Source organism: Microbulbifer variabilis, from assembly GCF_023716485.1.
In the GTDB taxonomy this organism is placed as follows: Bacteria; Pseudomonadota; Gammaproteobacteria; order Pseudomonadales; family Cellvibrionaceae; genus Microbulbifer; species Microbulbifer variabilis_B.
The window spans coordinates 1,887,002-1,900,405 of the sequence record NZ_CP092418.1 but is presented as its reverse complement, the minus strand read 5'-3'; the positions used below and the strand labels follow the sequence as shown (position 1 = coordinate 1,900,405).

Annotated in this window: 10 protein-coding genes and 1 pseudogene; 7 read left to right on the top strand and 4 right to left on the bottom strand. The window is 40.4% G+C overall.

Annotated features, from left to right (window positions below):
- Nucleotides 1-68: 68 nt before the first annotated feature.
- A pseudogene (locus MJO52_RS08580) lies at nt 69-1,251 on the top strand (IS3 family transposase).
- Between the two features lie 150 nt (nt 1,252-1,401).
- Here the strand turns inward: MJO52_RS08580 and MJO52_RS08575 are convergent.
- Nucleotides 1,402-2,445, bottom strand: a complete 1,044-nt coding sequence (locus MJO52_RS08575; RefSeq protein WP_252085522.1) for an AraC family transcriptional regulator — start codon at nt 2,443-2,445, stop codon at nt 1,402-1,404.
- Between the two features lie 175 nt (nt 2,446-2,620).
- Between MJO52_RS08575 and MJO52_RS08570 the strand changes: the two genes are divergently transcribed.
- The 5 genes from MJO52_RS08570 to MJO52_RS08550 all read left to right on the top strand — a co-directional run bounded on the left by MJO52_RS08570 (nt 2,621) and on the right by MJO52_RS08550 (nt 8,777).
- The gene (locus tag MJO52_RS08570) at nt 2,621-4,537 is read left to right on the top strand and encodes a DUF3604 domain-containing protein (protein ID WP_252085521.1); all 1,917 of its coding nucleotides are present in this window, start codon (nt 2,621-2,623) and stop codon (nt 4,535-4,537) included.
- A gap of 104 nt (nt 4,538-4,641) precedes the next feature.
- Nucleotides 4,642-5,556 carry a peptidyl-prolyl cis-trans isomerase gene (locus MJO52_RS08565; RefSeq protein WP_252085520.1) on the top strand — a complete coding sequence of 305 codons (915 nt, stop codon included), beginning with the start codon at nt 4,642-4,644 and terminating at the stop codon, nt 5,554-5,556.
- Nucleotides 5,546-6,607, top strand: coding sequence for a HupE/UreJ family protein (locus MJO52_RS08560; RefSeq protein WP_252085519.1), 1,062 nt, complete (start codon nt 5,546-5,548; stop codon nt 6,605-6,607). The genes MJO52_RS08565 and MJO52_RS08560 overlap by 11 nt, the downstream gene beginning before the upstream one ends.
- A gap of 635 nt (nt 6,608-7,242) precedes the next feature.
- The gene (locus tag MJO52_RS08555; RefSeq protein ID WP_252085518.1) at nt 7,243-8,100 is read left to right on the top strand and encodes a hypothetical protein; all 858 of its coding nucleotides are present in this window, start codon (nt 7,243-7,245) and stop codon (nt 8,098-8,100) included.
- 197 nt (nt 8,101-8,297) lie between these two features.
- Nucleotides 8,298-8,777 carry an AAA family ATPase gene (locus MJO52_RS08550; RefSeq protein WP_252085983.1) on the top strand — a complete coding sequence of 160 codons (480 nt, stop codon included), beginning with the start codon at nt 8,298-8,300 and terminating at the stop codon, nt 8,775-8,777.
- Between the two features lie 19 nt (nt 8,778-8,796).
- On the opposite strand, the gene MJO52_RS08545 is transcribed toward MJO52_RS08550, so the two are convergent.
- The gene (locus MJO52_RS08545; RefSeq protein WP_252085517.1) at nt 8,797-9,432 is read right to left on the bottom strand and encodes an MIP/aquaporin family protein; all 636 of its coding nucleotides are present in this window, start codon (nt 9,430-9,432) and stop codon (nt 8,797-8,799) included.
- A gap of 278 nt (nt 9,433-9,710) precedes the next feature.
- A complete protein-coding gene (locus MJO52_RS08540) occupies nt 9,711-11,114 on the bottom strand; it encodes an MFS transporter (protein WP_252085516.1) in 1,404 nt (467 codons plus the stop codon).
- A gap of 136 nt (nt 11,115-11,250) precedes the next feature.
- Here MJO52_RS08540 and MJO52_RS08535 point away from each other — a divergent pair, with 136 nt between their 5' ends.
- On the top strand, nt 11,251-12,042 hold the full coding sequence (locus MJO52_RS08535) for an amidohydrolase family protein (protein WP_252085515.1): 792 nt from the start codon (nt 11,251-11,253) through the stop codon (nt 12,040-12,042).
- Between the two features lie 54 nt (nt 12,043-12,096).
- Here the strand turns inward: MJO52_RS08535 and MJO52_RS08530 are convergent, their stop codons facing one another.
- Complete coding sequence (locus MJO52_RS08530) at nt 12,097-13,062, bottom strand: UDP-glucuronic acid decarboxylase family protein (protein WP_252085514.1); 966 nt, start codon at nt 13,060-13,062, stop codon at nt 12,097-12,099.
- Nucleotides 13,063-13,404: the final 342 nt, after the last annotated feature.

Genomic DNA, 13,404 nt, shown 5'->3' with positions numbered 1-13,404 from the left:
GCGTTCAAAATGGACACTGATCTTGCCCCGTTTTAACGGACACCAAAGTCAAACAGACGAGGTGTCTTATGCCGAAATACAACAAACCTAGAAAGACTTGGCAGTATTCAAATGAATTCAAAGTGAAAGCGGTAATGCTTAGCTTGATAGAGGGTGTTCAAGTTAAGGAAGTGGCCGAAACTCTCGATATTCACCCTTTTATGCTGTCACGATGCGAAAAGAGTTTCAGGAGGGGAAGATTGTGGCAGATAAACGAAGAAAGCTTACTGGTGCAGTCTCTAAAGCAGAGAAAGAACTTTCTAGGGTAAAGCGTTTAGAGGCGGAGAATCGTAAATTAAAGCAGGAGCTTGATTTGTTAAAAAAGTGGCAACGGTTTCTTGCGGAGGAACATCAGCAAGATATCGATTCATCCAGAGGTTCGGATCAGAACTAGGTATCAAAAGAACTTGTCAGTGGCTGGGAGTATCGCGCAGTGGCTATTATGATTGGCTGAAGAGGCAGCGATCGCACCGAAAACACCAAGATGATGATCTAAAGGTTCAGATTCAAAAGATTTCGGATGACTCTGCAGGGCGCTATGGTAGTCCAAGAATTTGGAAAGCCCCGCTGACCAAGGGATATGAAGTTAGCCGTAAGCGCGTAGCCCGGCTGATGCAGGAATTAGGAGTCGTAGCCAGAGTTACGAGAGTGACACGTAGGGCACCAGGCATAAAGCGTTTCCTAGCCTCTGGGGAGAATCTTAGACCGGATGGAGCTGTGCGTAAAAGCAAGAATCGAGTTTGGGTTGCTGACATAACCTACCTTAAAATTAAGGGGCAATGGCAGTACTTGTCAGTGGTGATGGATTTGTATTCTCGCCGAGTAATCGGTTGGAGTTTAGATACGAAAAGAACAACAGAATTAACCCGAAGAACCCTGATGAATGCTGTAAGGAAAAGAGGATCACAACCGGGATTAATATTACACACGGACAGAGGTGTAGAGTACAGAGGGTCCGAGTATCAAAAAGAGTTGAAAAAATATGGAATCCAGCATAGCTTGAGTAGAGCGGGTAAATGTACGGATAATGCCCATATGGAGTCGTTCTTTCATAGCTTAATAGCTGAACTGATTAGAGAAACTAGATTCCAGACAATGAGCCATCTAAAGTATGCTTTGGCTCGATATATTAATGATTTTTACAACCGTAGGCGGCTGCATTCAGCTCTAGGCTATCAATCACCAATAGAATATGAGCGAATAGCAGTATGAAAAGTAGTGTGTCCGTTTTATCGGGGCAAGATCAAGCCTCAAGAATGTCAGGGTCACCGACACCAAACAAAAGAATATTTAGACTCAATTAGTCTCACATATAAAAAATTCAAATATAGCCGTTGTCTCTTTGGAAGATCATACTCGCACTCAGTCTATACCTATTTCAATCGAGACATTTTCACTACAATTATTCCGGAATTCGCGCGGTGATTGTCCAGTCCATTTTTTGAAGCTTCGAGAGAAACTACTAGTATCACAGAAACCTAGTTTATAGGCAATTAAAGTGATAGGAAGCTCATGTTGTTTAAGGTATTGAACCGCTTGATATTTACGTATTTTATCCAGAATGATCTGATAACTGGAATTTTTTTCTTTGAGTTTTCTATGTAGGCTACGACAACTAATAGCAAGCTCCCTGGCCACTGCCTCTTGTGAAAAATCTCCTGAGGGCATCAGGTCAATAAGCACTCTATTAGTCATGCTGACTATGTCACTCTTCCGCAATCGCTCTAAATAACTTATCAAGGCCTGTTCATTAATGCTAACTAACTCATTGTTTCCTGAAGCGAGCTTCCGGTCAACAAACTCTTGCTTAAATCTAATCTCACAAGAATCAGCCGAAAAATTGATCGGACATCTATACATCCGTTGATGGTATTTAAGAACGGAAGGTCTCGGTCTCTGTAGATTAATAGATATTAAGTGTTGATGGACATCTGGGCATATCTTCCCAATGGACTTTATTAGCAAAGCCATAAAGGCATCTATAGCATGAATACTTGGTTCATAAATAAAGTCATCGACTTTTTTCCAAGATACTATAACTTGCTTCTTTTCATCATGTATATTAATTCTCATTGCGGTGGTGACCACCTCTGAAAATCGTGCTGACCTCAATAAACTTTCTCTAATGGAGCTACTCGACAAGTGAGCATAACTTAGAGCGTGAAGATTTGTATGTTTGACGTACTTAGTAACTTGCAATCCAATACAATCATCACCTGAGATAGCTTCGGCGAATTCCCATAGTTTTTTCATATTATCTAGAGGTATTCTTTGATTTGCATCCTCAATACATTTTGGGTCAATTTCTGCACACCGTAGGATTTCTTGGGCAGAACAATATGGTTTCAAGGTCTCAATAATGGGTAATACCCAGGTTGCAATGGTCGTGTGTCCATACTCAGCCATTTACACATATGTCCTAATTAGTCAAGAGATTGGCCTTATCGGCAAAGAAACCTATAAGCCAATCGATTAGCATCCACTGACTCATTTCCTTGCCTGTCAAGATTATCCTAACAATCTTGGCATGTTAAGTGAGTCTATGCTTTAAAAAAGCTAACCGACTATAACAATTAAAAACATGAAAAGTCTTATAAAAAAAGTTGTGTATCTTACCGGGCTGGCAGTAATCACTGTGCATCATGTTGCTATTGCCAATGAGCCGACTCAGCTTTTTTGGGGAGATATGCACCTTCATACCTCATACTCATTTGATGCCTTCTTAAGCCAAAATTATTCGGCAACCCCGGATACCGCTTACCGCTGGGCAAAGGGGCAACCGGTCATTCACCCTTATACCCATGCAAAAGTACGTATCGATACACCTCTGGATTTTCTAGTAGTATCGGATCACGCTGAAGGATTGGGTGTTATGAGAGCAGTGGTTAATGAAACAGATGAGCTCGATAGCGAGATGTCCTTTTATCAGTCGATGATGCGCTGGTTTGCCAAGCAGCATATTCGCTATAAGGTATCGATCAATGAGGGTATGGATATTTTCAATCAGCTCCTGCCAGCTAAAGCACTAGACTCGGAAACCTACCTTGATCCTGTCCAGGATCCAGCTAACCAGCCCCCGGAACCAGTGCTTGGAGATTTGAATAAAACCCGGACAAACGCCTGGAACGATATAATCGACGCCGCAGAGCGTCACAATAACCCCGGTACCTTCACCAGCTTTATTGGCTGGGAATGGAGTTCAACACCAACCGGGGCTAATTTACACCGGGTCGTGGTGTCCCCAGATGGTGCAGAAAAGGCTAAGCAGTATCTTCCTTTTGGGTCTGACCAGAGCCAGTATCCAGAGGATTTATGGTACTGGTTAGATGAGACTTCTCAACGAACTGGCAGTGAATTTATTGCCATTCCTCATAACTCCAATGTTTCCAAAGGCTACATGTTCGCAGAAACCACACTGCGCGGTGAGCCAATTGATGCACAGTATGCGCGCACACGTATGCGCTGGGAGCCCTTAGTCGAAATAACACAAATTAAGGGGGATTCAGAAACCCATTCAAAACTTTCACCGCGAGATCCCTTCGCCGACTTCGAAAATTATCCATTTTACTTACAATCTGATCCAGAGGCTTACCGTATTGCTAAAGGTGACTTCATTAGATCCGCCTTACGTACTGGCCTTGAGATACAGGATAAGATTGGTGTAAACCCTTATAAGTTGGGTTTTATAGGGTCCACGGATTCACATACTGGTATGTCTACTGCAGAGGAGAACAATTTCTGGGGTAAATTTGCCCATGATTCCATACCAACTAGCAAGCGTACCAACACTGTCATTGGCGGGACCAAGGCTACTGGCTGGAATATGTCTGCTTCGGGACTCGCTGCCGCTTGGGCAGAAGAAAATACAAGAGAGAGCCTTTTCGCTGCGTTTAAACGCCGTGAAGTCTATGCCACTACCGGACCTAGAATACAGGTACGTGTCTTTGCCGGCTGGAACTTCCCTAAGCACGCCATAGATGCTGAAAATATCGCCGAATTGGGATACATCCATGGCGTACCTATGGGAGGAGATTTGACCAAACCACAAGAAGCTAACAAACCAATTCAGCTGCTCATACGTGCGGTTAAAGATCCAAAAGGAGCAAATCTGGATAGAATCCAAGTTGTTAAATCCTGGTTGGATACGACAGGAAAAAGCCATGAAAAAATATTCAATGTTGCTTGGTCTGGGGAACGTACTCTTAACAACCAAGGGAAATTAGATTCTGTGGGTGATACAGTAAATCGAGAAACAGGACAATATACCAATAAGATTGGTTCTATTGAATTATCCACTTTATGGCAAGACCCAGATTTTGATGTAAATGCACGCGCTTTTTACTATGTTCGAGTATTGCAGATCCCTACTCCACGCCATTCACTCTACGATGCCGTAGCCTCAAAAGAAATTAATGATGGAAGTATTCAGATACCACCTGAAGGGCCCGCGGTTCTCCAGGAGCGTGCTTACACCTCTCCTATCTGGTATACCCCTTAACATCTTTAATAAACCCGATAACTAAAGAAGCCTGATGGTTAATTTCGTTAATCCATTCTGATGAAGAATAGAAACTCTCTATAAATATCAATGGAGGACATTAAATGCAGTGGAAGTTTGAAGAACTAAGAAAAGAACCCCTGCTACACTTTTTCATTATCGCATTAATGCTATTCATCGCTGCAGAATTTCTAAACAAAGATAATAAATTCAATCAAGAATACACCCTACTTATAAACGAAGACAAGATCATTGAACACCTCCAATTTCAGAAAAAAACATTCAACCAGACATTTGCTAGACGCTATTGGCAAAGCCTAACTCAAACTGAAAAATTCAACTTGATTGATGATTACATTAGGGAAGAAATACTTTATCGAGAAGCGATTAATCTAGGTTTACAGGAACATGATCAAATTATACGAAGACGCCTTATTCAAAAGCTGGACTACGTAACTGGAGGATTTTCTAGTAAAATAAGTATCACTGATGAAGATTTGAAAAATTACTTTCAACTTAATCAAGAAAAATATCGCATCGAAGCATCAATTACTTTCACCCATGTTTTCTTTGATGCAAGGCATTACTCTAAAGAAAATTTAGAGGAGACCGCCAAGCAGACTTTGGATCAACTTTTAAAACAATCAATCCCTTTTGAAAAATCCTCCCTCTATGGGGATAGGTTTCTTTTCCATCGAAACTATGTAGAACGAACTTATCAACTAGTAGCTAGCCATCTCGGAAATACTTTGGCGCAGAATGTTTTCGACCTGCCCTTAAACACCTGGTCTGGCCCGCTTGAGTCCCCCTATGGTCTACACCTTATATTGGTTAGCGATCACAAAAAAAGTCGCCTACCCAGCCTTACCGAGGCCTACCCCTTAGTTCTAGAGGATTATCGACGAGAAAAACTGGAAGTGAATAAAAAAATGAAATTTAAAGAATTGCTGGCTGAGTATAGAGTTGAGTGGGATAACTCCTTACCTTATGTGCCTATGGACACAACCTATGCTAAATAGAAGTCTCTACAAGACCATTACAACCATTATAATTTCGTTACTAGGTACAATCTTTAATAATCTAAGCTTTGCGCATGATGGAAGACCGCTTTACATTGAATTAAAAGAGATCTCGGAAAGCAGATACAACCTTCGCTGGAAAACACCGCCAGTTATGCAACCAGGTACTGAGCCTGAAGTAAGTTTGACAGGAAATTTTTGCCAAAGGCACTCAACTACATTAGATTTTTCTGGACGTCATGTTAAGAGCTATCTATGTCAAGCCTCCCACCTTCATGATTTTAAAGGAGCAGAAAACACCCTTAAACTAAAAATCTCATACCCAATTGCTAACCCTGCCTTATCAAGCTTAATTCAATATAAAAAATTTAAGGGTGATACAATCAACATCTTTAATGGCCCAAAGATCTTAGTAATAGACTTGCCTTACAAATTAACCATTTGGGAGTGCGTTAAACAGTATATCGAAGCTGGATTTCTACATATACTAGAGGGCTATGATCACTTGCTTTTTGTATTTTGTTTAGTATTTATTGCCCAAGGTCTTAAGAGTATTTTAGTCGCTATTAGTGGATTTACATTAGGACACTCCCTCACATTGGGGCTCGCAAGTTTAAATCTATTCTCCATTAGAATTGATGTTGTAGAAGTTTTGATTCCATTAAGCATTATGTTTCTAGCCGCAGAAATTGTATACGCCATTGAGCGAGGTAATAAAAACACTTTGACCTGGCGTTATCCTGCTATTGTAGCTGGTGGATTTGGGTTGTTACATGGGTTTGGGTTTGCCAGCGCATTAACAGAATTAGGTCTTCCACAAAGTCAGAAAATCATCGCTTTATTTAGCTTTAATATAGGTGTAGAGCTTGGGCAAATACTCTTTGTTTTAGTCTTGATTGCTTCAATTTTCCTGATCAAGTGGATCTTTTCAAGATGGAGCGTTTCATTTTTTTATAAATATACCTTGGCGCCGTCAAGCTACATTATTTATCCAGTTGGAGTAGTTAGTGCATATTGGTCAATCGACAGAGCTCTGGGTTTGATTTACTAAGTTAAGTAAACTGTTAACTTTAGGTTAAATCGATATTAATCCAATAAAGCATTTCGAACCCTGAAAGATCCAAAAGGGTCAGCTATATCGTATTATTTGTACTATCGCTATGAAAAGAATGCTGCGCTTGCAGTGCTGCAACTCAATGAAACATCGTTCAAATCATACCCTGCAGGGGTATCAGACCGACATATGATAAGATTCATAAGGTGCCAAACTTTCCATATCTGGTACATTCCACTTCATCATTGCCTCATAAAGAGACTAACTAAAACGTCAGTACAGATATTGAAGTCCCACTGAAGTGTGCACATTGGTGCCAATTAGGTGTAAGTGTTCATAGCTGACTCTTTTCAGATTCTTTCATCTCAAGCCAGTAATCCAACCCTTAAAGTCAGTGTGCCAAGAGGTAATTTGCTTGAGAAGTGAGTATGCTAGTATTCGCTCGGTTTGTAACGGGTAGCTATAGGTAAAGGCATTTGGTATACAGCCTCTTCAAAATATGGTTTATATCATATTTTACTCACAACCTGTCTTGCTATACCTATACCTTTTGGTTAAGTAATTTTCTTACGCTTGAAGAACTAATAATAATGAGAAAATGCTGAACATTTAATTTCATCAAGGGATTTCATATGACTCCAGATATTTTCACCGACTTAAAAATCCAGCAAATGATTAAATTTTGCTCTACTGGCTATGATGTATGGGGTAAAATTATCAAGAGAGATGTCAGCAACAACTACGTTGCTGGCCGCGATCGTTCTATAGAAGGTCAGATATATTGGAATCACCTTAACAGTGAAGTTAGTTGTATTTTGGCTATTCACTCCTTTCTCAGGGAATACTTAACTTCTAAAGTGCCAGCTAGTGAAATCTCACAGCTTGACGCGATGAAAAACAGCTTTTTGTTGACGGTTGTAGATTATCAAAGACTTTGCTCCACAGCACACCTTGCAAAAAATATTGACAATAAAATTGAGAAAAACAATGCTCTCAAAAAAGACAGAAAAATTAACCTTGGCATTTCAACTTCTTCTTTAGCCTCATCCATCCATGATATCCCCTCAAAGATCAATGGAATTGTGGCCACTATACTTGCACTTAAAAGTCTAAAACAAAATCTTGGGGCGGTGGATACCAGTTGGAGCGAACACTATAGAGCTGTCCGTCGTGATTTTCTGGCTATTGCTTCAAATATCATTGGTCTTTTTGCACCAACAGCGGTAGGAAATACAATTATTGTCGCGTGGATGTATAGCGATATACGAGACCTTAAAAATTTTAATAAAACCGGTCTAGAATTATCAGAAAACAAGCAGAAACTCTTAGATGCTGCTGGCAAATTCAGTGGCGATACATCCATAGGCGACTTCTATACTTACGTGCTTGTAACAGCGCTGGCAGAGCATTACGGTTTTTCTCCGAACAACGGAATTAAGTATAATCCACAGCATCCGCATCTGAATATGGCGAAAGTTATTATGGGGTAGAGTATAACTATCGGCTATTTTACATCACAAGAAAATATCTATTCAAAGCGCAGAAATAGTAATATTGGTCAACCTTAGTATCGAGACAAGCTAGGCACATACATCGTTCTTTGCTACTACTTCTGCTCTTAAAATCAACAGGAAGAGTTATTAACTAATTCTCTTCAACTATTTTATAGGATACATCATTGAGCAAGGTGTTAATATTTGGTAACTCAGCCTCAGGGAAATCCACTCTAGCAAAGTATCTTTCCCAGAAGTTAGGACTTGCACATTTAGATTTAGACACTTTAGCATGGCTGCCAACCTCTCCCCCGCAAAGAATGCCTCTAGATGAATCTCAATTGAAGGTCATTGACTTTCTAGAGAAACATGAAAACTGGGTGGTAGAGGGGTGTTATACAGATTTATTAGAAATTCTGGCTGACCAAGCCACTGAAATCATATTTATGGATCTTAGCATTGAGCAATGTATACACAATGCCAAGTCTAGGCCATGGGAACCGCATAAGTATGACTCTAAAGAAGCTCAAGATTCAAATCTAAATATGCTGGTTAATTGGATAAAGGATTATAAAACAAGGCTAGATACCTTTTCTTACGACTCACATTTGAAATTTTATGAATCCTTCCAAGGAAAGAAATCTATTTACAATAAAAATCAAACTTATACTTAAGAGGGGTGATTCTACAATGCTACTGAGTATGTTTACTGGGCCTAAATAGTAAATAACTAATCAATGCTCCTACAGCTCCACCAACAAAGGGCATGAATAAATAATCCCAGCTCCAGGCCTTTGTTGCCAAAGCCACAGCCGGGTTTAAAATTCCGTATGAAGCGTTGTGGGATACAATCAACCCTAGCAGTAGTGAGCCACCCACAACAATCCCTGAGGTGGCCTTACTTATATCTTTATTATATGTCGTAGACATAACCCCAAAACTAAAGAAAGCAGTCCCCAATGCTTCACCAATGCCGCTAAAAACAGAGGCTTTATGAGAAACCAGCCAACCTTCCTGCCCCAATGGCACATACATAGTTACCATCAGTAACGCCAAAACTCCTCCACAAATTTGAACAATTACATAACCCAGAAAGTCTTTAAAGCTAATCTTCTTGGAAATTAACATGGAAAAAGAAATTGCTGGGTTGATATGACAGCCAGAAATGCCCCCAAGGAGATATACGCATAAGCCCAATGCAAGCCCCGCAGCAATAGGTGTCGCTATGGGAAAAGGGTTGGTTGGGGTTAGAGAGGTTAATACCGCTGCAGCGAGAATGAAGGTACCAATCAATTCTGCAGATAACTTTTGTATAAAAGTATAATTCATAGGCATCCTCTCAACATCAGCAAATTACTCTCAGCATTAATACAATCGATTTGACTGAAAAATTGTTTTTCTATTGGGCACTTAAAAAGTGCCTAGATGATTGTAGACTATCAAACATCATAGAATAGCTTGATTTAGATCCGGTTTTACGTGCTTTTTATTTACCAAAGATGTTTCTATTGATTAAATAGCTTTCAATCATTGAAGAGTGATCACTGAGAATCTATGGCCTCCCTAATAACTTAAGTTAGAGCACCTAATAAATTCTCTAAAGAGCTTCACAAAATCCCCTCTTCTTCATAATCTACCTTCACATCTTTACCTGTTACAAACAAAACACACACTACAAAGCCTGCCAAGGCAAGGTAGGCATTGACTGTAAAAGCTCTATCAATACCTGTGGGAAGATCTGGAGCCATAGCAACGATGGTGGTATTCATTCCTAATCCTAATGCCCCACCGGCTATTTGATACATATAAAGTATTGCTCCAGCTAGACTTGATCGCGATGGATCGACTACCGTTATCGCCGCAGTCGTTATTGTGGAATAGAAGAGCCCAACCCCCGCACCCAGAATCATCAAGCCGGGAATAAGCACCGGATAGGTGGTATTGGCAGTCATATGCGAAAGCATAAACATTCCGATACACATACAAATGGTACCGGCAGAAACAATCACTTTAGCTCCAAGCTTTTCATACAAACTGCCAGATATATAGGAAACTATGCCAAATACCGCCATCATTGGTAACAACCCTATTCCAGAAAATGCTGCTGAGTAACCCCTAACCTTGGTCAGAAACTGAGGGATATAGAGCAATGCTGCAAAAAAGACCACAGAGAGTAGTAATGTTGCCATGCCCGCCGCAAAGAACTTATTATTTGTAGCTACATCTTCAGGGATTAAGGCATTCTTGCCAGCATTGCGTTCTACGATGATAAAAAGCCCCAAAAATATCAAGAAAACTGCAAATAAAGAGACTATCCAGGGGCTTTTAAAGCCAAAGTCTACCGCCAAATCCAGCGCAACGAGCAAACCAAACAAAGAGATAGACAGGGTCGTTACTCCTGCATAATCTATTTTTTCATCAATTTTATCCGGACTGTCATCGGCGATCACCTTCCAACAAACTAGGCAAGCCAGAATCGCAATGGGGATGTTAATAAAAAAGATCCAGCGCCAACTAGCTAAATCAGTTAGTATTCCTCCCAACATTGGCCCAATGGCATTGGATGCTCCGCAGACTGTCATAATTAGGCCACCCGCCAAGCCTGAACGATCCTCCGGCATTAATCCATAGATCATCCCAAGAATGGCCGGCCACATCATTGCGCCTCCAATACCCATTAGTGCCCGAGATATTAGGAGCATCCACATGTCTACAGCCAGTCCACCAAGAAGAGAAAAAAAGACAAAGATTGCAGTGCCGATAAAGAAGATACGTCGGCGCCCAAACATATCGGCCAAGCGCCCTCCAGAGATGATTAGAACGCCAAAAACCAGGGTATATCCGTTTATTACCCACTGAGCCGTAGTGATATCAGAGTTAAACTCCTTCTCCATTGCAGGAATCGCTACAGAGAAAGCTGTGAAGTCATTTGCAATAAGAAATACCGCTAGACTGAGTGCTACCAAACCCCAAAATTGGGTTTTTGTCAGGGGAGTCCTAGTTTCTGTCATGGTATCCTTCCCGGCACTTATTTTTACAGCACGAACTAAAAAATCATTCTAGAAAGTTTGGCCTATCTGACCCTTTTAGTATTAATTTTTTGTGAGCGCATTACTTTTAGAAAGTCACTCAACCCAAAGTCTTTAGATGTTATTTATTATGCCTACAGATAGAACTGCTATTTTCGACAGTCATTTTCACATTATTACCCCTGGTTTTCCTCTTTTTTCAAATCAAGGATTTACGCCTGATTTCTTTACCACCAGCGACTATTTGGACCGGGTAAAAAATTACGACCTTCTCGGTGGTGCAGTTATTTCTGGGTCTTTTCAGCGAAATGATCACACCTACCTAATGGATGCTCTAAAAAACCTAGGGAAGAATTTTGTAGGAGTGATCCAGCTTCCGCCAGATACCAGTGATGAAAAGATACTGGCGCTCAATGAACATGGCGTCCGTGCTGTAAGATTCAATCTAAAGCGTGGGGATTCAATCTCTGCAGCAACTATCAAGGATTTCGCACAAAGAGTCTATGATCTGGCCAATTGGCATGTAGAACTCTATGTAGATTCAGCCAACTTGGCCCCTCTAGAAAGCACCTTACTAACCTTACCCAGCGTGTCTATTGATCACCTGGGGTTGAGTCAATCTGGGCTCAAGTTGCTGCTATCTCTTGCCGAAAAAGGTGTACGAGTGAAAGCAACAGGATTTGGGCGCCTGGACTTCAATCCATCTAACGCCATTAAAGATCTTTATCAGGCTAACCCTAGCTGCCTTATGTTCGGTTCAGATTTACCGTCTACTAGAGCACCGCGTCCTTTTCGAGATGAGGATGTCACATTAATTAAAAATACTCTGGATGAAACGGGAGCTAACCAAGTTCTTTGGCAAAATGCAAAAGCATTTTATTTTCACCAGAATGAACGGATAGGAAGTTAATGTGTATTAACCTATCAATCAATATTGCCAACTTCAATGCTTAAGGCTTTGAAATTAATTTTTCAATAACCCAGAGCTCCCTCTTATACAAAGCAGCTTCTCAAAGTAAATAATGGTTTGTTTAAGTCCATCGTTTAGCTTTACTCTGGGCTCCCAATTAAGTAAAGATTTTGCCTGATCAATAACTGGTTTACGCTGACGAGGATCATCTCTAGGTAATGGTAGGTAGATCAATTTTGAAGATGACCCCGTTAATGAAAGTATACGCTGAGCCAGCTGACTAATAGTAATCTCAGATGGATTTCCCAGATTGATGGGTCCCGTTATGTTTGCTGGAGCCCCCATCAAGCGAATCAATCCTTCAACTAAGTCATCAACGTAGCAAAAGCTTCGTGTTTGTTGGCCTGTACCATATATGGTTATATCATCACCCTTAAGCGCCTGAACGATGAAGTTACTTATTACACGTCCATCATTTGGGTGCATTCTTGGTCCGTATGTATTGAAAATCCTACCTACTTTAATTTGCAATCCATATTGACGGAAGTAACTGAAAAACAGGGTTTCAACACACCGTTTCCCTTCAATATAACATGAACGCATACAAACCGGATCTACCTTTCCCCAGTACTGCTCAGACTGAGGATGCACTTCAGGGTCTCCATAGACTTCGCTTGATGAAGCCTGGAGTATTTTGGCATTAACCCGTTTTGAAAGGTCAAGCATGTTAATTGCGCCATTAATATTAATTTTTAGCGTCTGTACTGGATCAACCTGGTAATGAATTGGCGAAGCTGGGCAAGCCAGATTATAAATTTCATCAACATCAACATATAATGCGTTTGTTACATCATGCTGAATAAAATTGAAACATGAATTCGATAACAGATGTTTTATATTGTGCTTTACCCCCGTGTGTAAATTATCAGCGCAGTAGACATCATGCCCCTCTCCCAATAATTTTTCACATAGATGAGCCCCTAAGAAGCCGGCGCCACCTGCAACCAATATTCGTGACATTATAATTCCATATTTAAAATACCAAACCTATAAATCATAGAATCGAATAATACACCCAAACCATAAAACCTATCAAATACACCATCTTTAAGATAGAGTTAAATATAGCCACTTATTATTTATGCCATAAAGATAGTTGTATCACAACATTTCACGCCACTGTTAAATGGTAAGCCCCACAAGGATTCATAATTCAACCCATTACAGTGACCTATTAAGACTCAGCCAAATTAGCTAAGGAAACACATTACTACTTGAGAGAACACCCATTAACACTTACAAACCAATATTGATTAGTATTAATAACAACACAATCTTCTAGAATATACCTTATAAATCATT

Excerpts from the sequence above, each read along its gene's own strand:
- MJO52_RS08570 (WP_252085521.1), top strand. The coding sequence starts at position 2,621 with ATGAAAAGTCTTATAAAAAAAGTTGTGTATCTTACCGGGCTGGCAGTA.
- MJO52_RS08540 (WP_252085516.1), bottom strand. The coding sequence starts at position 11,114 with ATGACAGAAACTAGGACTCCCCTGACAAAAACCCAATTTTGGGGTTTG.
- MJO52_RS08530 (WP_252085514.1), bottom strand. The coding sequence starts at position 13,062 with ATGTCACGAATATTGGTTGCAGGTGGCGCCGGCTTCTTAGGGGCTCAT.
- MJO52_RS08555 (WP_252085518.1), top strand. The coding sequence starts at position 7,243 with ATGACTCCAGATATTTTCACCGACTTAAAAATCCAGCAAATGATTAAA.
- MJO52_RS08565 (WP_252085520.1), top strand. The coding sequence starts at position 4,642 with ATGCAGTGGAAGTTTGAAGAACTAAGAAAAGAACCCCTGCTACACTTT.
- MJO52_RS08575 (WP_252085522.1), bottom strand. The coding sequence starts at position 2,445 with ATGGCTGAGTATGGACACACGACCATTGCAACCTGGGTATTACCCATT.
- MJO52_RS08560 (WP_252085519.1), top strand. The coding sequence starts at position 5,546 with ATGCTAAATAGAAGTCTCTACAAGACCATTACAACCATTATAATTTCG.
- MJO52_RS08535 (WP_252085515.1), top strand. The coding sequence starts at position 11,251 with ATGTTATTTATTATGCCTACAGATAGAACTGCTATTTTCGACAGTCAT.
- MJO52_RS08545 (WP_252085517.1), bottom strand. The coding sequence starts at position 9,432 with ATGAATTATACTTTTATACAAAAGTTATCTGCAGAATTGATTGGTACC.